The 20,785-nt window shown below is 67.4% G+C and carries 19 protein-coding genes; 8 read left to right on the top strand and 11 right to left on the bottom strand.

The features are described from left to right. Positions 1-36 precede the first annotated feature (36 nt). From lon to cmoB, 7 genes are all read left to right on the top strand, one after another. Positions 37-2,436, top strand: a complete 2,400-nt coding sequence (lon, locus tag PcP3B5_RS23715; RefSeq protein ID WP_061562577.1) for an endopeptidase La — start codon at positions 37-39, stop codon at positions 2,434-2,436. 789 nt (positions 2,437-3,225) lie between these two features. Next, positions 3,226-3,621, top strand: coding sequence for a protease inhibitor I42 family protein (locus PcP3B5_RS23720; protein WP_043271366.1), 396 nt, complete (start codon positions 3,226-3,228; stop codon positions 3,619-3,621). A 97-nt stretch (positions 3,622-3,718) separates the two neighbouring features. After that, on the top strand, positions 3,719-4,381 hold the full coding sequence (locus PcP3B5_RS23725; protein ID WP_061562578.1) for a lysoplasmalogenase: 663 nt from the start codon (positions 3,719-3,721) through the stop codon (positions 4,379-4,381). A 7-nt stretch (positions 4,382-4,388) separates the two neighbouring features. Beyond that, a complete protein-coding gene (locus tag PcP3B5_RS23730) occupies positions 4,389-5,138 on the top strand; it encodes a substrate-binding periplasmic protein (protein ID WP_061562579.1) in 750 nt (249 codons plus the stop codon). Between the two features lie 86 nt (positions 5,139-5,224). Then, positions 5,225-5,797, top strand: coding sequence for a hypothetical protein (locus PcP3B5_RS23735; RefSeq protein ID WP_009616464.1), 573 nt, complete (start codon positions 5,225-5,227; stop codon positions 5,795-5,797). Between the two features lie 116 nt (positions 5,798-5,913). After that, a complete protein-coding gene (gene cmoA / locus PcP3B5_RS23740) occupies positions 5,914-6,654 on the top strand; it encodes a carboxy-S-adenosyl-L-methionine synthase CmoA (RefSeq protein WP_061562580.1) in 741 nt (246 codons plus the stop codon). Continuing rightward, positions 6,651-7,619: a tRNA 5-methoxyuridine(34)/uridine 5-oxyacetic acid(34) synthase CmoB gene (cmoB, locus tag PcP3B5_RS23745; protein ID WP_061562581.1), complete on the top strand. Its 969-nt coding sequence runs from the start codon at positions 6,651-6,653 to the stop codon at positions 7,617-7,619. Before cmoA ends, cmoB begins: the two co-directional genes overlap by 4 nt. Positions 7,620-7,865: 246 nt before the next feature. On the opposite strand, the gene pdxJ is transcribed toward cmoB, so the two are convergent. The 7 genes from pdxJ to lepA form a co-directional block, all read right to left on the bottom strand. After that, positions 7,866-8,609 carry a pyridoxine 5'-phosphate synthase gene (pdxJ, locus tag PcP3B5_RS23750; protein WP_009616458.1) on the bottom strand — a complete coding sequence of 248 codons (744 nt, stop codon included), beginning with the start codon at positions 8,607-8,609 and terminating at the stop codon, positions 7,866-7,868. Beyond that, positions 8,602-9,306, bottom strand: coding sequence for a DNA repair protein RecO (gene recO / locus PcP3B5_RS23755; RefSeq protein WP_009616456.1), 705 nt, complete (start codon positions 9,304-9,306; stop codon positions 8,602-8,604). Before recO ends, pdxJ begins: the two co-directional genes overlap by 8 nt. Before the next feature lie 52 nt (positions 9,307-9,358). Continuing rightward, positions 9,359-10,267, bottom strand: coding sequence for a GTPase Era (gene era / locus PcP3B5_RS23760; RefSeq protein ID WP_058487298.1), 909 nt, complete (start codon positions 10,265-10,267; stop codon positions 9,359-9,361). Next, positions 10,260-10,949 (bottom strand): ribonuclease III, encoded by a 690-nt coding sequence (gene rnc, locus PcP3B5_RS23765; protein ID WP_009616452.1) that lies wholly within the window; start codon positions 10,947-10,949, stop codon positions 10,260-10,262. The genes era and rnc overlap by 8 nt, the downstream gene beginning before the upstream one ends. Then, a complete protein-coding gene (locus tag PcP3B5_RS23770; protein WP_009616451.1) occupies positions 10,946-11,323 on the bottom strand; it encodes a DUF4845 domain-containing protein in 378 nt (125 codons plus the stop codon). The genes rnc and PcP3B5_RS23770 overlap by 4 nt, the downstream gene beginning before the upstream one ends. Positions 11,324-11,461: 138 nt before the next feature. Beyond that, positions 11,462-12,316, bottom strand: a complete 855-nt coding sequence (lepB, locus tag PcP3B5_RS23775; RefSeq protein ID WP_009616449.1) for a signal peptidase I — start codon at positions 12,314-12,316, stop codon at positions 11,462-11,464. Between the two features lie 5 nt (positions 12,317-12,321). Beyond that, positions 12,322-14,121 (bottom strand): translation elongation factor 4, encoded by a 1,800-nt coding sequence (gene lepA / locus PcP3B5_RS23780; protein WP_009616447.1) that lies wholly within the window; start codon positions 14,119-14,121, stop codon positions 12,322-12,324. A gap of 318 nt (positions 14,122-14,439) precedes the next feature. On the opposite strand from lepA, the gene PcP3B5_RS23785 reads away from it, so the two are divergent. Further along, entirely contained in the window at positions 14,440-16,929 is a 2,490-nt protein-coding gene (locus PcP3B5_RS23785; RefSeq protein ID WP_061562582.1) for a TonB-dependent receptor, read from the top strand. Positions 16,930-17,310: 381 nt separating this feature from the next. Here PcP3B5_RS23785 and PcP3B5_RS23790 read toward each other — a convergent pair whose 3' ends face one another. Genes PcP3B5_RS23790 through PcP3B5_RS23805 form a run of 4 tightly spaced genes read right to left on the bottom strand, consistent with a single transcriptional unit; the run spans position 17,311 to position 20,776 of the window. After that, positions 17,311-18,726 carry a DegQ family serine endoprotease gene (locus tag PcP3B5_RS23790; RefSeq protein ID WP_009616442.1) on the bottom strand — a complete coding sequence of 472 codons (1,416 nt, stop codon included), beginning with the start codon at positions 18,724-18,726 and terminating at the stop codon, positions 17,311-17,313. Positions 18,727-18,760: 34 nt separating this feature from the next. Then, the gene (locus PcP3B5_RS23795; RefSeq protein WP_061562583.1) at positions 18,761-19,216 is read right to left on the bottom strand and encodes a SoxR reducing system RseC family protein; all 456 of its coding nucleotides are present in this window, start codon (positions 19,214-19,216) and stop codon (positions 18,761-18,763) included. Next, positions 19,213-20,169, bottom strand: coding sequence for a MucB/RseB C-terminal domain-containing protein (locus PcP3B5_RS23800; RefSeq protein ID WP_061562584.1), 957 nt, complete (start codon positions 20,167-20,169; stop codon positions 19,213-19,215). The genes PcP3B5_RS23795 and PcP3B5_RS23800 overlap by 4 nt, the downstream gene beginning before the upstream one ends. Positions 20,170-20,188: 19 nt before the next feature. Beyond that, a complete protein-coding gene (locus tag PcP3B5_RS23805) occupies positions 20,189-20,776 on the bottom strand; it encodes a sigma-E factor negative regulatory protein (RefSeq protein WP_043271382.1) in 588 nt (195 codons plus the stop codon). Positions 20,777-20,785: the final 9 nt, after the last annotated feature.

Here is a 20,785-nt window from a genome sequence, read left to right on the forward strand (position 1 = left end):
CATCTAGACTGTCATGTTCAATCAGTCAGGTGCCTCATGAGCGACCAAGACGAGATTCACGATATCCACAGCGCCGAGGAGGTCACCGGGACCGGCCTGGTGCTGCCCGGCCAGAAGCTGCCGACCACCGTCTACGTCATCCCGATCCACAACCGCCCGTTCTTCCCCGCGCAGGTGCTGCCGGTGATCGTCAACGAAGAACCCTGGGCGGAAACCCTGGAACTGGTGGCCAAGACCGACCACCACTGCCTGGCGCTGTTCTTCATGGACAACCCGCCGGACGACCCGCGCCACTTCGACCCGGACAGCCTGCCCGAGCACGGCACCCTGGTGCGCGTGCACCATGCCAGCCGCGAGGGCGGCAAGCTGCAGTTCGTCGCCCAGGGCCTGGCGCGGGTGCGCATCCGCGGCTGGATCAAGCGCCACCGCCCGCCGTTCCTGGTGGAGGTGGACTACCCGCACACGCCCAGCGACTCCAGCGACGAGGTCAAGGCCTACGGCATGGCGCTGATCAACGCGATCAAGGAGTTGCTGCCGCTCAACCCGCTGTACAGCGAGGAGCTGAAGAACTACCTGAACCGCTTCAACCCCAACGACCCCTCGCCGCTCACCGACTTCGCCGCGGCCCTGACCACCGCCCCCGGCAACGAGCTGCAGGAGGTGCTGGACACGGTGCCGATGCTCAAGCGCATGGAGAAGGTCCTGCCGCTGCTGCGCAAGGAGGTGGAAGTCGCGCGCCTGCAGAAGGAGCTGTCGGCCGAGGTCAACCGCAAGATCGGCGAGCGCCAGCGCGAGTTCTTCCTCAAGGAGCAGCTCAAGACCATCCAGCAGGAGCTGGGCATCACCAAGGACGACAAGAGCGCCGACGCCGACGAGTTCCGCGCCCGCCTGGAAGGCAAGATCCTCCCCGAGCAGGCGAAGAAGCGCATCGACGAGGAGCTGAACAAGCTGTCGATCCTGGAGACCGGCTCGCCGGAATACGCGGTCACCCGCAACTACCTGGACTGGGCCACCGCGGTGCCCTGGGGCGTGCTGGGCAAGGACAAGCTCAGCCTGCCCCACGCGCGCAAGGTGCTGGACAAGCACCACGCCGGCCTCGAAGACGTCAAGGACCGCATCCTCGAATTCCTCGCCGTGGGCGCCTTCAAGGGCGAGATCGCCGGCTCCATCGTGCTGCTGGTGGGCCCGCCCGGGGTGGGCAAGACCAGCATCGGCAAGTCCATCGCCGAGAGCCTCGGCCGGCCGTTCTACCGCTTCAGCGTCGGCGGCATGCGCGACGAGGCGGAGATCAAGGGCCACCGCCGCACCTACATCGGCGCCCTGCCGGGCAAGCTGGTGCAGGCGCTGAAAGACGTCGAGGTGATGAACCCGGTGATCATGCTCGACGAGATCGACAAGCTCGGCGCCAGCTACCAGGGCGACCCGGCCTCGGCGCTGCTGGAGACGCTGGACCCGGAACAGAACGTGGAATTCCTCGACCACTACCTGGACCTGCGCCTGGACCTGTCCAAGGTGCTGTTCGTCTGCACGGCCAACACCCTGGACTCCATCCCCGGGCCGCTGCTCGACCGCATGGAGGTCATCCGCCTGTCCGGCTACATCGCCGAGGAGAAGCTGGCCATCGCCAAGCGTCACCTGTGGCCCAAGCAGCTGGAAAAGGCCGGGGTGCCGAAGGAGCGGCTGTCGATCAACGACGCCGCCCTGCGCGCGGTGATCGAGGGCTACGCCCGCGAGGCCGGGGTGCGGCAGCTGGAGAAACAGCTCGGCAAGCTGGTGCGCAAGGCCGTGGTCAAGCTGCTGGAAGACCCCGAGGCCAAGCTGAAGATCGGCGCCAAGGACCTGGAGAGCTACCTCGGCATGCCGGTGTTCCGCACCGAGCAGCTGCTCTCCGGCATCGGCGTCATCACCGGCCTGGCCTGGACCAGCATGGGCGGCGCCACCCTGCCCATAGAGGCGACGCGCATCCACACGCTGAACCGCGGCTTCAAGCTGACCGGGCAACTGGGTGACGTGATGAAGGAGTCGGCGGAAATCGCCTACAGCTACATCACCGCCAACCTGAAGAAGTACGGTGGCGACGCCAACTTCTTCGACCAGGCCTTCGTCCACCTGCACGTGCCCGAGGGCGCCACGCCCAAGGACGGCCCCAGCGCCGGCGTGACCATGGCCAGCGCGCTGCTGTCCCTGGCGCGCAACCAGGCGCCGAAGAAGGGCGTGGCCATGACCGGCGAGCTGACCCTCACCGGCCAGGTGCTGCCCATCGGCGGGGTGCGCGAGAAGGTGATCGCGGCGCGCCGGCAGAAGATCCACGAGCTGATCCTGCCCGAAGCCAACCGCGGCGACTTCGAGGAACTGCCGGACTACCTCAAGGAAGGCCTGACGGTGCACTTCGCCAAGCGCTACGGCGACGTGGCCAAGGTGCTGTTCCCGGCCTGAGGGCCAGCGCTGCGCCGGAACGCTCTTCGTAGGGTGGGTTGAGCTTGCGATACCCATCGGACACTGGTGATGGGTATCGCTTCGCTCAACACCATCCTACGGGGTGTTGTGTTTGCCGGAGGGTGTAGGAGCGGACCTTGTCCGCGATAGCCGGAACTATCGGCGCGATTCGCGGATGAGATCCGCTCCTACGCCGCCCCACCTACACCATTCCCATGTAGGAGCGCGCCCTGCGCGCGAAATCGCGGGCAGGGCCCGCTACAGGTTGCCCCGAGGCACGGCATTCCCCCGTAGGACCTTGTCCGTGATCGCCGGCCATCCCGGCGCAATTCGCGGATGGGATCCGCTCCTACGCCGCGCCACCTACACCATTCCCATGTAGGAGCGCGCCCTGCGCGCGAAATCGCGGGCAGGGCCCGCTCCTACAGGTTGCCCCGAGGCACGGCATTCCCCCGTAGCGGACCTTATCCGCGATAGCCGGACGTCCCGGCGCGATTCGCGGATGGGATCCGCTCCTACGCCGCCCCACCTACACCATTCCCATGTAGGAGCGCGCCCTGCGCGCGAAATCGCGGGCAGGGCCCGCAGGTTGCCCCGAGGCACGGCATTCCCCCGTAGGAGCGGACCTTGTCCGCGATGGCCGGCCATCCCGGCGCGAGCTGCAGGCTGACACGGCTCGCGCCTACGAAGAGCCTCTCACCCATGCCGTTCCCTGGGGACGTATGGCCCCACCGCGTCGGACCTTTGCGATATCCTCCCGCCTGTCCGGACCCAGCCCGAGGAGTCGTCATGCCGTCGCCCCGCCCCCTGCTCGCCCTGCCCCTGCTGTTGCTCGCCGCCTGCGCCAGCCAACCCAAGCCCGTGGTCAGCCTGGAAGACGACAAGCCCTGCAAGCCCCTGGAACTTCACCAGGGCCAGGAACTGGTGCTGATGCTGCCGAGCAACCCCACCACCGGTTTCCGCTGGGAAGTGCGCAACCCTGCCAGCCACGTGCTGGCCAGCCTGGGCCCGGAGGTCTACAACAACCCCGAGGACAGCGGCCTGGTCGGCAGCGCCGGCGAGTCCACCTGGCGCTTCCGCGTCACCGCCAGCGGCGAGGACCATCTGCAACTGGCCTACCGCCGCCCCTGGGAGGCTGACGTCGCCCCCGAGCGCACCTTCGACTGCGCGCTCAAGGCGTACTGAACGCGGCGCCAAATACCACCCGATCTGACGCCCGCGGCCTGGGGCGGCGGCGACGGCTGCGGCACAGTCGACGCACCCTGCTGCGGAGAATCGACAGATGCGCTGGCTGCTCCCCCTGGCCGTCCTCGCCGGCCTCGCCTACCTGCTCGGCATCGCCCTCGACCTGCCCTGGCTGCGCATGCTCTGCAAGCCGCTGCCGATCATCGCCCTGCTGGGCTGGGTGAGCCGCGAACCCGCCACCGCCTACCGCCGCTGGATCACCCTGGGCCTGGCGCTATCGCTGCTCGGCGACGTGCTGCTGGAATGGCCGCTGAATGCCTTCGTGCCCGGCCTGTGCGCCTTCCTCCTCGCTCACCTGGCCTACCTCGCCGCCTACCTTGGCGAGACACGGCGCCCCGCGCCATTGGCCCTGGCTTGCGCCGTGGTGCTGGGCGGCGGGCTGTTCCTGCTGCTCGACCGCCAGGGCCTGGGCCCGCTGCGCCTGCCCATCGCGGCGTACAGCCTGGTGATCGCCAGCATGCTCTGGCGCGCCCTGGCCCGGCTGCCGCAGGCCTCGCCCGGCGCCCACCTGGCCGCCGCCGGCGCCCTGCTGTTCGTGATCTCCGACGGCATGATCGGCATCAACCGCTTCGTCTCGCCCTTCGCCGGTTCCGGCTACGCCATCATGCTCAGCTACTGGCTCGGCCAACTGGGCATCGCCGCCTCGGTTAGTGCGCGCCATACGCCTCTGCCATACTCGCAGGCGAACCCCCTCGCCTGAGGACGCCATGCTGCGCTCCACCCTCACCGCCCTGTGCTGCGCGGCAGCCCTGGGCGCCACCGCCGAGCCGCTGCGCCTGGGCGGCGACGACTGGTGCCCCTACCTGTGCCCGCAGACGCCGGAGAAACCCGGCTACCTGCTCGAAGGCCTGGGCCAGGCCCTGCCCGAGCCGCCGCAGTTCGAGAACCTGCCCTGGTCGCGGGCCCTGCAGATGGCCCGCGAAGGCCTGATCGACGGGGTGATCGGCGCCTACGCGGAGGAAAGCCAGGGGCTGCTGATCGGCCGCGAGCCCATCGCCTGGGCCGACATGCATTTCTACACCCGCGCCGACAGCGACTGGCGCTACCGCGACCCGGCCTCCCTCGACGGGCTCGCCGTCGGCCTGGCGCAGGGCTATTCCTACGGCGAGCAACTGGACGCCTGGCGCGACCGCAACCTGGACGACCACGAGCGGGTTCAGGTCCTCAGCGGCGAGCGCGTGCTCGAACGCAACCTGCAGAAGCTGCTGCTCGGCCGCGTCGACGTGGTGGTCGAGGACCGCCGCATCGTCGACCGCTACCTTCAGCGCCAGGGCCTTGCCGGGCAGGTCCGCAGCGCCGGCGAGCTGCCCAGCCCGCGGCCGATGTACGTGGCCCTGAGCCCACACCTGAAGAACGCCGACGCACGCCTGGCGCAGCTCGACGAGGGCCTGCGCAGGCTGCGCGAAGGCGACGCCTGGGCACCGCTGATGCGCGAGTACCTGGTCTCTGTCGACTGACACATTCGCCCTGTAGAAAAGTCCGGCAGGCGCTGCCGTCATCGTCTATAGATCAAATACCAGGGAGTATCGAATGGAGAGGTTTCATGCGTGCTGAAGTCCGTTTGCTGGGGATGCTTGGAACCTGTCTGATGCTTGGCGCGTGCGGCAGCCTGCTACCCAGCGAACGCGCCGAGGTGCAGTCCCCCTTCATCGACTACCAGGACGCCGAGCACCGCTACGAACAGGTGGTGCCGGGCCGGACCACGCGCTCGCAACTGCTCAGCCTGGGCTTCGACCCGCTGACCCAGGGCAACGCCAAGATGCTCTCGTTCATCGACGTGCGCCTGCTCTTCGTGCAGCCGAACATCCCCATCGACTACCTGCCCGACGGCCTGGTGACCTGCCTGCAGGCCAAGGACCGCTGCATCGGCTATTCCTTCGACTTCAACAAGACCGACAGCCAGCGCATCGGCAGCTTCTGGGCCGACATGTTCAACTTCCGCAAGCGCCGCCAGGTCCAGGGCTGGTCGTTCCGCCCGGTGTTCGTGCTGATCGACGACGTGGTGGTGCACAAGGTCAGCAACGGCGAGCCGAACATCCGCCGCGTGGAAGACAAGAAGAACCCCTTGGGCCCGCTGCAGGGCGCCGGCGAGTACTTCTCCGACAAGCTCAAGTGAGGCGCCGGGCTCGTCGCCCGGAGGTTGGGGCGCCGCGCCCCGCTCGGCTACAATGCGCACCCCGGCGCCCGAGACTGGCGCCGGCCGTCCGCACCACCGTACCGAGGCCCCACCGCGTGAGCGAGTCTGACCGCATCTTCGCCCAACCCCTGGAACACGTCGCCGACTTCACCTTCAACGAGGACGTGGCGCGCGTCTTCCCGGACATGATCAAGCGCTCGGTGCCGGGCTACCCGACCATCGTCGAGAACATCGGCGTGCTCGGCGCGCGCTTCGCCCAGCCGCACAGCCTGATCTACGACCTGGGCTGCTCGCTGGGCGCGGTGACCCAGGCGCTGCGCCGCCACGTCAGGGCCGATGGCTGCCGGGTGCTGGGCGTGGACAACTCCGCCGCCATGCTGGCGCGCTGCCGCGAGTACCTCAGCGCCCAGGACGCCATGTACCAGGAACTGCTGCCGGCGGACCTGCTGGAGGCGGACATCCTGGCCATGGACTTCCAGAGCTGCTCGCTGGTGGCCATGAACTTCACCCTGCAGTTCATCGAGCCGGGCAAGCGCCTGGAGCTGCTGCAGCGCATCCGCCAGGCCCTGCTGCCCGGCGGCGCGCTCATCCTCTCGGAGAAGCTGCGCTTCAGCGACGACGCCGAGCAGGAGCTGCTGAACGAGCTGCACCTGGACTTCAAGCGCGCCAACGGCTACAGCGAGCTGGAGATCGCCCAGAAGCGCACCGCCATCGAGAACGTGATGCGCCCGGACACCCTGGACGAGCACCGCGAGCGCCTGGCCCAGGCCGGTTTCTCCAAGGTGGTGCCGTGGTTCCAGTGCCTGAACTTCGCCTCGCTGGTCGCCCTGCCATGATCGAACGCTTCGCCCTCGACAGCCTGCGCCGGGAACTGGCCAGCACACCCCTGCAAGCCTGGAGCGAATCCCTCGCCGCGCAGCTCGCGGCCAAGGTGGCGGACGGCCACGGCGACCTGGAACGCTGGCTGGCCGCCGTCGACCAGTTGCCCGGACTGCGCGCCGAAAGCGTCGAGCTGGCCCGCTGCTTCGCCCTGGAAGGCCCCTGCGACGACACCACCCGCGCAGCGCTGAGGACCGCCCTGCAGGGGCTGATCCCCTGGCGCAAGGGGCCCTTCGACGTGTTCGGCGTGCACATCGATACCGAGTGGCGTTCGGACTGGAAATGGGAGCGCGTCTCGCCACACCTGGACCTGGCCGGCAAGCGCATCCTCGACGTCGGCTGCGGCAACGGCTACTACCAGTGGCGCATGCTCGGCGCCGGTGCCCGCAGCGTGGTGGGCGTGGACCCGAACTGGCTGTTCTTCTGCCAGTTCCTGGCGATGAAGCGCTACCTGCCGGAGCTGCCCGCCTGGCACCTGCCGCTCACCCTGGAGGAGCTGCCTTCGAGCCTGGAAGGCTTCGACACCGCGTTCTCCATGGGCGTGCTCTACCACCGCCGCTCGCCCATCGACCATCTCTACGCGCTCAAGGACTGCCTGCGCCGCGGCGGCGAACTGGTGCTGGAAACCCTGGTGGTGGAAGGCGACGTCACCACGGTGCTGGTGCCGGAGGACCGCTACGCGCAGATGCGCAACGTCTGGTTCCTGCCCTCGGTGGCGGCCCTGGAACTGTGGCTGCGCCGCGCCGGCTTCACGGATGTGCGCTGCGTCGACCAGAGCCGCACCACGGTGGAGGAACAGCGTTCCACCCAATGGATGCGCTACCAGTCGCTGCCGGAATTCCTCGACCCGCACGACCCCAGCCGCACCATCGAAGGCCTGCCGGCGCCGCTGCGCGCCACCCTGGTGGCGCGCAAGCCCTAGGCCTGCGCACGCGCCCTGCGCGCGAATCGCGGGCAGGGCCCGCTCCTACGGTTCCAGGAAGCACGGCTTTTCGTAGGATGGGTTGAGCTTGCGATACCCATGCGGTTGCGGTGATATGGGTATCGCTTCGCTCAACACCATCCTACGAAAAGCAGTCTCGGCGTAGGGCGTATAACCGTTCGCGGTTATACGCCGATACACCGCGGCCTCCACCAACGCCGAGGCCGCGCCCGGAACCCCTAGGGCTCAGCGCTTGGCCGCCGCCACGATCAACGCCTTCATCTCCGCCACCGCCTGCTTGAAGCCGACGAACAGCGCGTGGGCCACCAGGGCGTGGCCGATGTTCAGTTCGTTGATCCCGGCGATCGCCGCCACAGCCTCTACGTTGTGGTAGTGCAGGCCGTGGCCGGCGTTGACGATCAGTCCGTGGGACAGGCCGGCCTCCACGCCGTCGCGGATGCGCGCCAGTTCCAGCGCGGTTTCCGCCGCGCCGTGGGCGTCGGCGTAGCGCCCGGTGTGCAGTTCGATGGCCGGCGCGCCGACGCGGGCGGAGGCTTCGATCTGCCGCGGGTCGGCGTCGATGAACAGCGACACCTCGCAGCCGGCGGCGGCCAGGCGCTGCACCGCGGCGTGGATGCGCGCCTCCTGGCCGGCCACGTCCAGGCCGCCCTCGGTAGTCAGTTCCTGGCGGGTTTCCGGGACCAGGCAGACATGCGCCGGGCGGATCGCCTCGGCGAAGGCCAGCATCTCCTCGGTCACGCCCATCTCGAAGTTCATGCGCGTCTGCAGCACCTCGGCGAGCACGCGCACGTCGCGGTCCTGGATGTGCCGGCGGTCCTCGCGCAGGTGCACGGTGATGCCGTCGGCGCCGGCTTCCTCGGCGTCCAGCGCCGCTTTCACCGGGTCCGGGTAGCGGGTGCCGCGGGCCTGGCGCAGGGTCGCGACGTGGTCGATGTTGACGCCGAGGAGGATGCGGTTGGCTTCAGTCACGGGGAGGTTCCTTGCGATTCATGAAGAGTTCGCGGCTGACCAGCGGTCGGCCGCCGAGGTGCGGCGCCAGGGCCTGGCGCATCAGGCGCTTGGCCGCGGCCAGGGCGCCGGGGGCGCTCCAGTCGGCCTCGGCCATGGCCAGTAGGTCGGCGCCGTGGAACAGGCCCGGCTGGAAGCCGCCCACCGGCTCCAGGCCGGCGTCGGGCAGCAGGCGGTAGAGGCCGCCGGGGACGATATCTTGTCCGACAATATCGCGATCGAGGGCGAAACCATAGCCCAGCTCGTCCAGCAGCCGCCATTCGAAGGCACGCAGCAAGGGCTCCAGCGGGCGTCCGGCGGCCAACGCCGGCAGGGTCGCGCGGTAGTGCTCGAACAACCCGGGATGGGCGACCTCGGCCGGCAGCACACGAATCAGCAGTTCGTTCAGATACAAGCCGCTGAACAGCGCCTCGCCCGCCAGCAGGTTGGGGATGCCGGCAGCTTCCAGGCGGCTGACGTTCTTCAGCTCGCCGCGGCCGCGGAATTCCGCCTCCAGCGGCACGAACGGCCGCGCCAGCGCCCCGGACTTGCCGCGCGCGCCGCGCAGCACGGCGCGCAGGCGGCCTTCGGGGGTGAAGAAGTCCACCAGCGCGCTGGTTTCCTTGTACGGGCGGCTGTGCAGGATGAAGGTCGGCAGGGGAACGCTGACGAGGCTCATGCGCGGGTGCGGCCTTCAGGCGGCCCGTTGGAGCGGGCCGCGCGGGTGGGTGTCAGAGGTCGCCGTAGCCGAGCGAGCGCAGGGCGCGTTCGTCGTCGGACCAGCCGCCCTTCACCTTGACCCAGAGGTTGAGCATGACCTTGGAGTCGAACAGCACTTCCATGTCCTTGCGCGCGCTCTGGCCGATGCTTTTGATGCGCTCGCCCTTGTCGCCGATGATGATCTTCTTCTGCCCTTCGCGTTCCACCAGGATCAGCGCGTGGATGTGCAGCACGCGGCCTTCCTGCTTGAACTCCTCGATCTCCACGGTGATCTGGTAGGGCAGCTCGGCGCCGAGCTGGCGCATGATCTTCTCGCGCACCAGCTCGGCGGCGAGGAAGCGGCTGCTGCGGTCGGTGATCTGGTCTTCGGGGAAGAAGTGCTCGCTTTCCGGCAGGCGCTCGGCCACCAGTTTTTCCAGCAGGTCGAGGTTCTGCCCGTGCTGGGCGGAGATCGGCACCACTTCGGCCTTGGGCAGTTGCTCGGTGAGCCATTGCAGGTGCGGCAGCAGTTCGGCCTTGTCTTCCAGGCGGTCGACCTTGTTCACCGCGATCAGCACCGGGCAGCTGACGTGCTGCACGCGGTCCAGGACCATCTGGTCCTCGTCGGTCCAGCGCAGGCGGTCGACGACGAAGATCACCACGTCGACGTCCTTCAGCGCGGCGCTGGCGGAGCGGTTCATGTAGCGGTTCAGCGCCTTGTCGTTGTCCTTGTGCAGGCCGGGGGTGTCGACGTACACCGCCTGCACCGCGCCTTCGGTCTTGATGCCGAGCAGGGTGTGGCGGGTGGTCTGCGGCTTGCGCGAGGTGATGGCCAGCTTCTGCCCGAGGATGTGGTTGAGCAGCGTCGACTTGCCCACGTTGGGGCGGCCGACGATGGCGACGTAGCCGCAGCGGCTGATGTCGTCGTGTTGTTCAGTCATGGCCATTCTCCACGCCCAGGGCCACCAGCGCGGCGGCGGCGGCCACCTGCTCGGCGATGCGGCGGCTGCCGCCGTGCCCGTGGGTCTTGTCGTTCAGCAGGGCCACTTCGCACTCGACGAAGAAGGTCCGGCAATGCGGTTCGCCCTGGATGTCCACCACGTCGTAGCGCGGCAGCTCGCAGGCGCGCGACTGCAGGAACTCCTGCAGGCGCGTCTTGGGGTCCTTGTTGGTGTCCACAGGGGTCAGCTCGCGTAGTTGCGGGCCGAGCCAGGCGAGGATGCGCTCGCGCGCGGAATCCATGCCGGTGTCCAGGTAGATGGCGCCGATCAGCGCTTCCATGGCGTCGGCGAGGATCGACTCGCGGCGGAAACCGCCGCTCTTGAGCTCGCCCGAGCCCAGGCGCAGGTAGTCGCCCAGTTCGAAGCCACGGGCCAGCAGGGCCAGGGTCTCGCCCTTGACCAGCCGCGCGCGCAGGCGCGACAGCTGGCCCTCGCGGGCCTGCGGGAAGTGGCTGAACAGGGCTTCGCCGATGACGAAGTTGAGGATGGCGTCACCGAGGAACTCCAGGCGCTCGTTGTTGCGCCCGGCGAAGCTGCGATGGGTCAGGGCCAGGACCATCAGGTCCTGGTCCTTGAAGGTGTAGCCGAGCTTGCGCTCGAGTCGATCCAGGGTATTGCTCACGGCGTTCTTACACGGAATTCTTTGTCGAAGTGGACCACCAGGTCGAGGTTCTCGATCAGCGGCTCGCGTTTTTCATACTTCAGATGCGCGCGGAACTCGTTGTTGTCCTGTTCCACGGTCAGCGCGTCCTCGAGCTTGAGGTCGCGGATGTTGTTGATGGTCAGCGCCTTGTCCACGTAAGAGTAGAACTCCGGGACGCTGCGCACATCCGCCGCCTTGTCGGTTTCCACCGATTTGATGGCCTTCTCGATGGCGTAGTAGTCGAGGTAATGCGGAATGATCTTGAATGCGGTACTGGCCAGGAAGGCCACAATGGCCAGCACCACCAGCCAACCCAGCAACGACATCCCCTTCTGCGAACCTGCGTACTTCATGCTGACCTCATGTCGGTATGGTTCTCATCCCCCGCCACCGGCGGTTCCAAGTGCAAGCGGGGCAGACCCGCTCCCCGCGTGCCGCCCCGCCCTTCGTTCTAGCACCGACCGGCGGCCGGCGCTCGACGCATCTCACATTCAGTGAATCACGCCGACCCGCGAGAAGTTCGGCAGGTTGCGCAGTTTCGGGTCCGGCCAGCTCATCCACACGGCGAAGGCCTTGCCGACGATGTTGCGGTCCGGAACCATGCCCAGCAGCTCCTTGGGGATCTTCGGATCGTTCCAGTAGCGGCTGTCGTTGGAGTTGTCGCGGTTGTCGCCCATCATGAAGTAGTGCCCGGCGGGTACCGTCCACTCCTTGCCGGGCTCCACGCGGTAGCGCGTCATCTCCTTGCGGATCAGGTGCTCGGCCTCGCCCAGCTTCTCCTGGTAGAGGGTCACGCTGCCCAGGCTGCCCGGCTCCTCGCCGATCAGTTGCTCGGCCACCAACTGGTCGTTGACGTACAGGCGCTTGTCGCTGGTGTAGCGGATGCGGTCGCCCGGCACGCCGACCACGCGCTTGATGTAGTTGATGTTCGGGTCGCTGGGGTAGCGGAACACCATGACATCGCCGCGCTGCGGGTCGCCGACCGGGATCACCTTGGCGTCCAGCACCGGCAGGCGGATGCCGTAGGCGAACTTGTTGACCAGGATGAAGTCGCCGACCTCGAGGGTGGGCTTCATCGAGCCGGAGGGGATCTGGAACGGCTCGACCAGGAAGGACCGCAGCACCAGCACGATGAACAGCACCGGGAAGAAGGACTTGCCGTACTCGATCAGCACGGGTTCCTTGTTCAGCTTGTCCAGCACTTCCGGATCGGGCTCGGTGACCGAGCCCTGGTAAGCGGAAATGGCGGCCCGGCGGCGCGGTGCGAAGAGCACCAGGTCGACCAGGGCCAGGGCGCCGCACAGGGCGACGGCGATCACCAGCAACAGCGGGAAATTCAGCGTCATAGAATCTAACTGTCCACTTTGAGCACGGCGAGGAAGGCTTCCTGGGGAATCTCCACGCTACCGACCTGCTTCATCCTTTTCTTACCGGCCTTCTGCTTCTCCAGCAGCTTGCGCTTACGGCTCACATCACCACCGTAGCACTTGGCCAGCACGTTCTTCCTGAGCGCCTTGACCGTCGAGCGGGCGATGATCTGCCCGCCGATGGCCGCCTGAATCGCGACGTCGAACATCTGACGCGGGATCAGTTCCTTCATCTTCTCCACCAGCTGGCGCCCCTTGTAGGGGGCGTTGTCGCGGTGGACGATCAGGGCGAGGGCGTCCACCTTCTCGCCGTTGATCAGCACGTCGAGACGGACCAGGTTGGCCGGCTCGAAGCGGTCGAAGCTGTAGTCCAGCGAGGCGTAGCCGCGGCTGGTCGACTTCAGACGGTCGAAGAAGTCCAGCACCACTTCGTTCATCGGCAGGTCGTAGATCACCTGGACCTGGCCGCTGAGGAAGTGCATGTCGCGCTGTACGCCGCGCTTTTCGATGCACAGGGTAATGACGTTGCCCAGGTGCTCCTGAGGCACAAGGATGGTGGCCCGGCAGATGGGCTCGCGCATCTCGTCGATGGACGAAAGGTCGGGCAGCTTGGACGGGTTGTCGACATAGAGGATGTCGCCGTTCTTCTGCACGATCTCGAAGATTACGGTGGGCGCCGTGGTGATCAGGTCCAGGTCGTATTCGCGCTCCAGGCGCTCCTGGATGATCTCCATGTGCAGCATGCCGAGGAAGCCGATGCGGAAGCCGAAGCCCAGGGCCTCGGAGCTTTCCGGCTCGTACTGCAGGGCGGCGTCGTTCAGCGTCAGCTTCTGCAGGGCTTCGCGGAAGTCCTCGAAGTCGTCGGAGCTGACCGGGAACAGGCCGGCGTAGACCTGCGGCTTGATGCGCTTGAAGCCGGGCAGCACGGCCACGTCGGGGGTGGTGCTGAGGGTCAGGGTATCGCCCACCGGCGCGCCGTGGATGTCCTTGATGCCGGCGATGATGAAGCCCACTTCGCCGGCCTTGAGGTCCGGGGTCTCGGTGTGCTTGGGCGAGAACACGCCGACGCTGTCCACCTGGTGCAGCTTGCCGGTGGACTTCACCAGGATCTTGTCGCCCTTCTTGACACGGCCGTGCTTGACGCGCACCAGCGAGACCACACCCAGGTAGTTGTCGAACCAGGAGTCGATGATCAGCGCCTGCAGCGGCGCCTCGATCTCGCCCTCGGGCGCCGGGATGGTCTGCACCAGGCGTTCGAGCACCTCGTCCACGCCCATGCCGCTCTTCGCCGAGCAGGCCACGGCGTCGGTGGCGTCGATGCCGATGATGCTCTCGATCTCGTCCTTCACCCGGTCCGGGTCGGCCTGCGGCAGGTCCATCTTGTTCAGCACGGGCATGACTTCCAGGCCCTGCTCGATGGCGGTGTAGCAGTTGGCCACCGACTGCGCCTCGACGCCCTGGCCGGCGTCCACCACCAGCAGCGCGCCCTCGCAGGCAGCCAGGGAGCGGCTGACTTCGTAGGTGAAGTCGACGTGGCCGGGGGTGTCGATGAAGTTCAGCTGGTAGGTCTTACCGTCCTTGGCCTTGTAGTACAGGGTGACGCTGTGGGCCTTGATGGTGATGCCCCGCTCGCGCTCCAGGTCCATGGAGTCGAGGACCTGCGCTTCCATCTCGCGGTCGGACAGACCACCGCACATCTGGATGAAGCGGTCGGCCAGGGTCGACTTGCCATGGTCGATGTGGGCGATGATGGAGAAGTTGCGGATATGACTCAGGTCACTCACGGCTTGACACACTCGGAAGGCTGAAGGCGGCGATCCGCCGAAAAATAGCCGGGGAGTTTACCTGAATCCGCAGCCAGGCGTCACCCTGCGCCGCAGCGTTGCCGACGCCCAGCGGCCGCCATCCAGTACGTTCGTACGATGCGCCCGCATCCAACGTAGGATTTTCCCACCCCACCCAGGGCCCTAGTGTCCTCCGTGCAGCCGCACGCCGGCCAAGGCCACCCCTCCCCACCGAGCACCTGCGCGCCTGGCCCTGGCGCGGCGGAGCGATTCGGCCGCGCCGCTCCATAACGCCAACAAGAACCAGGAAGCACTGCCATGCCCCGACGCCACCCCTTCGGCCCGAGCGCCCTCGCCCTGCTCGTGGCCCACGCCGCCGGCCTCGCCCTGCCCGCCCGCGCCGCGGACGGCGAGCAGCCCCTGTCGCTCGGGCAGAGCGAGGTGATCAGCAGCCTGCCGCTGCCCTCGCTGGGCGTTTCCCGCGACCGGATCGCCGCGCCGGTACAGACCTTCAGCGGCGAGGACATGCAGAAGAGCCAGGCGCTCGACCTGGCCGACTACCTCAAGCGGCGCAGCGCCGGGGTCTACGTCAACGAGATCCAGAACAACCCGCTGCAACCGGACATCAACTACCGCGGCTTCACCGCCTCGCCGCTGCTCGGCACGCCCCAGGGGCTGTCGCTGTACCTCGACGGCGTGCGCATGAACCAGCCGTTCGGCGACGTCGTCAGCTGGGACCTGATCCCCGACAACGCCATCGCCGGCGCGCAACTGATGCCCGGCAGCAACCCGCTGTTCGGCCTCAACACCCTGGGCGGCGCGCTTTCGGTGCAGACAAAGAATGGCCGCGACAACCCCGGCGGCGCCGTCCAGGCCACCCTGGGCTCCTATGGGCGCAGGATCGGCGAGGCCGAATACGGCGGCAGCGAGGGGCAATGGGACTGGTTCTTCGCCGGCACCCACTTCGAGGAAGACGGCTGGCGCGACCACTCCGACTCCGACGCGCAGCAGTTGTTCGGCAAGCTCGGCTGGCAGAGCGAGGCCACCGACCTGAAGCTGACCTACAGCTTCGCCGACAGCGACCTCAACGGTAACGGCATGGTCCCCGAGAGCTTCCTGCGCCGCGACCGCGACAGCGTGTACACCTACCCGGACAACACGCAGAACACCGCCAACTTCCTCAACCTGCAGTGGAACCACGACTACAGCGACGACCTGAGCGCTTCCGGCAACCTCTACTACCGCCACATCAAGACCGACACCTTCAACGGCGACATCAACGACGAGTCCCTGCCCGAGGGCATCGGCGAAGCCGGGCAGAACATCCTGCCGGCGGCCGGCGGCTACACCAGCGCGGCGAACCTGGCGGCCTGCGTCGCGCAGTTCGAGCCGGGCGGCGAACCCGGCGAGAAATGCACCGGGATGATCAACCGCACCAGTACCACCCAGAGCAACATCGGCCTGTTCGAGCAGTTCTCGCTGCGCAACCGCCTGTTCGGCAAGGAAAACCTGCTGTCCCTGGGCGGCGGCTTCGACTACAGCCAGGTACGCTTCCGGCAGTCGGCCGAATACGGCGCGCTCACCGCCGACCGCGGCATCGTCGGCACCGGCGTGTACGCCGAAGCCGGCAACGCCTTCAACCTGGACGGCGAACTGGACGACCGCGCCGCGCGGCTGAAGGGCAACACCCGCACCTGGAGCCTCTACAGCAGCGACACCCTGAGCCTGGCCCCGACGCTGGATCTCACGCTGTCCGGGCGCTACAACGCCATCTCGGTGCGCAACCACGACCAACTGTCCCACTACGAACTCGACGGCGACGCCCTGGGCGATACCGTCGACGAGAACGCCTCGCTCAGCGGCAAGCACAACTTCAACCGCTTCAACCCGGCCATCGGCCTGACCTTCCGCCCGACCCCCAGCCTGACCACCTACGTCGGCTACAGCGAAGGCAGCCGTGCCCCGACCACCATCGAGCTGGGCTGCGCCAACCCCGAGTCGCCCTGCCGCCTGCCCAACTCCATGGCCGGCGATCCGCCGTTGGAACAGGTGGTGACGCGCACCTGGGAAGCCGGCCTGCGCGGCCTGATCGGAAACAACGTGCAGTGGAACGCCGGGCTGTTCAGCGCGCGCAACAGCAACGACATCATGTTCGTGTCCTCCAGCACCAGCGGCAGCGGCTACTTCGCGAACTTCGGCGAAACCCGCCGGCGCGGCATCGAAACCGGCATCTCCGGGAATTGGGGCGACTGGGCGCTGGCCGCCAACTACACCTTCATCGACGCCACCTACCGCTCGGGCGAGACCTTCCTCGGCGAAGCCAACAGCAGCGCGGAGGACGGCAACATCAGCGTGAAGTCCGGCGACCGCATTCCGCTGGTCCCGCGCAACATCCTCAAGCTGTCGGCCGACTACGCGGTGACCGAGCGCCTGAGCCTCGGCGCCGATGCCATCAGCGTCTCCAGCGCCTACGTGCGCGGCAACGAGAACAACGACCACCAGAGTGGCGGCCTGTACCAGGGTGGCGGCGAGATCGGCGGCTACACCGTGTTCAACCTCAACGGCGCCTACCAGCTCACCCCGGCCTGGCGCGTCTTCGCCCAGGTAAACAACCTGTTCGACCGCGAGTACGCCACCGCCGGCATGCTTGGCGCCAATCCGTTCGACGACAATGGCGTGATGCGTACCGATGGTGCTGCCGGCAATGGCACGGTCAATGGCAGGAGCAGCAATTCCGTGGGTGAGACCTTCGTTGCTCCGGGGGCGCCGCGTACCGCCTGGCTGGGGGTGCGCTGGGCGTTCCGCTGAGCCGCGCTGAATGCGCCTAAGAAAAAACGCCGTTTCCTGAGGGGGAAACGGCGTTTTTCATTTGGCCTTCAGAAGTATTCCGGTGCGCCCGGAGGTTTCTGCGTGCGGCGTTATCCGCCGAATCGCGGACAGAGCCCGCTCCTACGCTTCCAGGAAGCACGGCTTTTCGTAGGATGGCGTTGAGCGAAGCGATACCCATCAGCGCAACCGCATGGGTTTCGCAAGCTCAACCCATCCTACGAAAAGCACCTCGGCGCAAGACAGTTGCTCCTACGGTTCAGGGAAGCACGCCGTAGGAGCGGACTCCGTCCGCGGTTGGATTCATCGGCCACACCGGATGCCCCGGTGGCACGACCCTTTTCCGGCCTACCTACCCGCCAGTCACTCCCCCAGCTTGAAGGTGATGAAGCTGGCACGCCCCTGGCGCAGAACGCGCATGGACACCGACTTGCCCTTCGGCAGCGCCTTGGCGATGTCGGAGAAGGCCTTGGCGGAATCCACCGTGCGGTTGTTCAGGTGGGTGATGACGTCGCCCGGACGCAGGCCGATCATCGCCGCCGGGCCGTCCTGGACGTCCTTGATCACCACGCCGCCCTTGATGTCCAGCGACTTGCGCTGTTCGGCGGTGAGGTCGGCGACGGTCACACCCATGCGGTTGCTGCTGCGCTCGGCGCCCTGCCCTTCGACGGCGGCGACTTCGTCGTCCTCGTCCGGCAGGTTGCCGATGGTCATGTTCAGGGTCTTGCGCGAACCATCGCGGAACACGTCCAGGGCCGCCTTGTCGCCCGGCTTCATGCCGCCGACCAGGTGCGGCAGGTCGGCCGACTCGTTGATGGTCTGGCCGTTCAGGCTGAGGATCACGTCGCCGACCTGCAGGCCGCCCTTGGCCGCCGGGCCGTCCTGCACCAGCTGGGCCACCAGGGCGCCGGCCGGCTTGTCCAGGCCGAGGGATTCGGCGAGGTCCTTGCTGACTTCCTGGATCACCACGCCCAGCCAGCCGCGGCTGACCTTGCCGCCTTTCTTCAGTTGGTCGGCCACGTTCATGGCGACGTCGATCGGGATGGCGAAGGACAGGCCCATGAAGCCGCCGGAGCGGGTGAAGATCTGCGAGTTGATGCCGACCACCTCGCCCTGCAGGTTCAGCAGCGGGCCGCCGGAGTTGCCCGGGTTGATGGCCACGTCGGTCTGGATGAAGGGCACGTAGTTCTCGTTCGGCAGGCTGCGGCCCTTGGCGCTGACGATGCCGGCGGTCACCGAGTGGTCGAAGCCGAACGGCGAGCCGATGGCCAGCACCCACTCACCGACCTTGAGCTTGTCGGAATCGCCCAGCTTGAGGGTCGGCAGGCCCTTGGCCTCGATCTTCAGCAGGGCCACGTCGCTGCGCGGATCGGCGCCGATCAGCTTGGCCTTGTGCTCGCTGCGGTCGGACAGGCGCACGACGATCTCGTCGGCGTCGGCGACCACGTGGTTGTTGGTCAGGACGTAGCCATCATCGGAAATGATGAACCCCGAACCCAGGGATTGCGCCTCGCGCTGCGCCCCACGCGGCGGGCGTTGGCCACGCGGCATGCTGCGCTCGATGAAGTCGCGGAACATCGGCGGCAGGCCTTCCAGGTCGGGCATCTGAGCGCTGGCGACCTGGTCCGGCACCTTCTGGGTGGTACTGATGTTCACTACGGCCGGCGAAGCCTTCTCCACCAGCGGGGTGAAATCCGGCAATTCGGCGCGGGCGACCACCGACAGGCTCAAGGCCAGCAGGGCGACCATCGCGGCCATACTGCGTTTCAGGGTTTGCATGGACTACTGCTCCCGTATTCAAAGGGAAGTGGACTTAGGCGGGGCCCTCGGCCCCTGTGACCAGCGTGCGCAGCACAACCGGCTGCAACGCCGGGTCATCCGAATGGCGCCGGGCATGGCGCCGTACCCACAGCCAGGTCACGAGGAAACCCGCGAGGCCGGCCAGGATCAACCAGGGCTCGGCGAGGCCGGCGCACCACGCGAGCAGCGTAGCGGCGAACAGGCCGAGCAGGGGGAATAGATAGAACATCAGGGCGCATTTCAACAAGAGGTCCTCGCGTATGCCGAGCACCACCTCGTCACCCACCCCGAGCGGGAAAGCAGAAAGGGCGCGGACTTCGCCGCGCCCCGCAGAGGAGCCCAATTGCTGCAACAATCCCTGGCCGCATCCGGCTTTGGCGCTGCAGGCTGAGCAGGTGCTCTGGCGCAGCGTCTGGACCCGCACCGCTGCGGATTCGACGCCGATCACCCGCCCCCGCTCTTCGATCACTGCGCGGCGGCTCCCTGGGCGGGCGCCTGCGGACGCACCGACATGGCGATGCGCTCGGCGGTCCCGGTGGGAATCTCGCCGACAACGGTGACCATCATGCCGCCATCTTCGGTATTGAGGCGTTTGGAGACCACCGAGGTCGGGCCCAGTTGGGTGCGCGCGTCGTCGATCCTGGCGCCGTGCAGCGGCTCGATGAAGATCGAGAAACGCGCCAGGCCATCGCCATAGTCCATGCTGACGACGCTATCGTCCGATACCGGGCTGCGGCGCTCATAGGTGTTGTTCAGGGTGAAACCCGGCGGCACCCATTCCGAGCGCCAGCTGCTGGCGACCGGGGCGTCCGGCTTGCCCGCGGGAACCGCCTGGCAGGCCTCGGAGGGCTGCAGGCCGCTGTCGTCCGGCGCCGCGGTGCTGAACTGGGTGAACTGCAGGCGTTCCAGCGGCTGGCCCTTGTCGTTGAGCAGCAGCGATTTCAGCGGCAAGCCGGTTTCCTGGTCCAGGTGCAGCTCGAAGCCGTAGCGGTACTGGTCGCGGGGGATCAGCCCGATCACCGTGGCCGCGCGCCCGGCGATACGGGACTGGCCGACCATGCGGATGTCGTACCAGGAAGCCAGGTCGTCCGAGACCAGCTTGCGCACCGGCCATAGCTGCCCGGCGCCCAGCTGCCCGGCCATGCCGCCGGCGATGCACTGGGTCACGCCATCGCGCTTGACCACTTCCTGGCGCGGGCCGTCCAGCTGCAGCCAGTGCTCGCGCACCGAGCCGTCGGGCTCGACCAGACGCCAGACCTCATGGGTGGAGAAGATGCCGTTGCGCTCGTAGACGAAGGTGCCTTGGAAGCTTTGTCGCTGCTGGCCCTCGGTCAGCCGCTTGACCCACGCCTGAACGTCGGCGGCCTGTACCGGCATTGCCAGCAGACCGCCCAGGAAGAACAACAGGAAGGTGGCGCGCATGACGCTCCTTAAAGGGGTTTCAGCGACTTTCCAGGCTGGCGGCTCGCGCGTAAGGCAGGGCGCTGTCGGCACCGTTCACCGCCGACTGCTGGGCATGCTGGCGGAGATATCCCGGAAGACGCTGTTCGTGCCAGGTGGTGGGGCTGCCCGCGCCACCAGTGATGACCTGCGGTGCGTCCTCGTCCTGGCTGTAGCCGGCCAGTACCGCCGGGCCCTGCACCTGCGGCAGGGTGATCTGCGGCGTGGCGCCTTGCTGGGCCAGGCTCGGAGCAACGCTATCATTCTGATGGTATAGACGAACACCCGCCAGCACGGCCAGTGTCACCGATGCGGCGACCGCCACGCGTCCGACGTTGCGCCACGGATTGCGCCGCGGCTGTGCCGGGGCGGCCTCCTCGGCCAGCGCAGCCGACACCGCGGCGGCGATGTCCAGCTTGGGCAGCACCGGCTCGCGGTGCATCACCGACCGGGCCAGTTGATAGCGCGACCAGGCGGCACGCATTTCCGCGTCTTCACCGCAGGCTGCGAGTACCCGGCGCAGTTCGAGTTCGTCCGCTTCGTTATCCATCAGCGCGGACAGCGACTCCTGCAGGGCTTCACGACTCATGGCGTACCT

It is taken from the genome of Pseudomonas citronellolis (assembly GCF_001586155.1).
Classification (GTDB): domain Bacteria; phylum Pseudomonadota; class Gammaproteobacteria; order Pseudomonadales; family Pseudomonadaceae; genus Pseudomonas; species Pseudomonas citronellolis.

Excerpts from the sequence above, each read along its gene's own strand:
- lon (WP_061562577.1), top strand. The coding sequence starts at position 37 with ATGAGCGACCAAGACGAGATTCACGATATCCACAGCGCCGAGGAGGTC.
- PcP3B5_RS23720 (WP_043271366.1), top strand. The coding sequence starts at position 3,226 with ATGCCGTCGCCCCGCCCCCTGCTCGCCCTGCCCCTGCTGTTGCTCGCC.
- PcP3B5_RS23725 (WP_061562578.1), top strand. The coding sequence starts at position 3,719 with ATGCGCTGGCTGCTCCCCCTGGCCGTCCTCGCCGGCCTCGCCTACCTG.
- PcP3B5_RS23730 (WP_061562579.1), top strand. The coding sequence starts at position 4,389 with ATGCTGCGCTCCACCCTCACCGCCCTGTGCTGCGCGGCAGCCCTGGGC.
- PcP3B5_RS23735 (WP_009616464.1), top strand. The coding sequence starts at position 5,225 with ATGCGTGCTGAAGTCCGTTTGCTGGGGATGCTTGGAACCTGTCTGATG.
- cmoB (WP_061562581.1), top strand. The coding sequence starts at position 6,651 with ATGATCGAACGCTTCGCCCTCGACAGCCTGCGCCGGGAACTGGCCAGC.
- recO (WP_009616456.1), bottom strand. The coding sequence starts at position 9,306 with ATGAGCCTCGTCAGCGTTCCCCTGCCGACCTTCATCCTGCACAGCCGC.
- era (WP_058487298.1), bottom strand. The coding sequence starts at position 10,267 with ATGACTGAACAACACGACGACATCAGCCGCTGCGGCTACGTCGCCATC.
- PcP3B5_RS23770 (WP_009616451.1), bottom strand. The coding sequence starts at position 11,323 with ATGAAGTACGCAGGTTCGCAGAAGGGGATGTCGTTGCTGGGTTGGCTG.
- lepB (WP_009616449.1), bottom strand. The coding sequence starts at position 12,316 with ATGACGCTGAATTTCCCGCTGTTGCTGGTGATCGCCGTCGCCCTGTGC.
- PcP3B5_RS23785 (WP_061562582.1), top strand. The coding sequence starts at position 14,440 with ATGCCCCGACGCCACCCCTTCGGCCCGAGCGCCCTCGCCCTGCTCGTG.
- PcP3B5_RS23790 (WP_009616442.1), bottom strand. The coding sequence starts at position 18,726 with ATGCAAACCCTGAAACGCAGTATGGCCGCGATGGTCGCCCTGCTGGCC.
- PcP3B5_RS23800 (WP_061562584.1), bottom strand. The coding sequence starts at position 20,169 with ATGCGCGCCACCTTCCTGTTGTTCTTCCTGGGCGGTCTGCTGGCAATG.
- PcP3B5_RS23805 (WP_043271382.1), bottom strand. The coding sequence starts at position 20,776 with ATGAGTCGTGAAGCCCTGCAGGAGTCGCTGTCCGCGCTGATGGATAAC.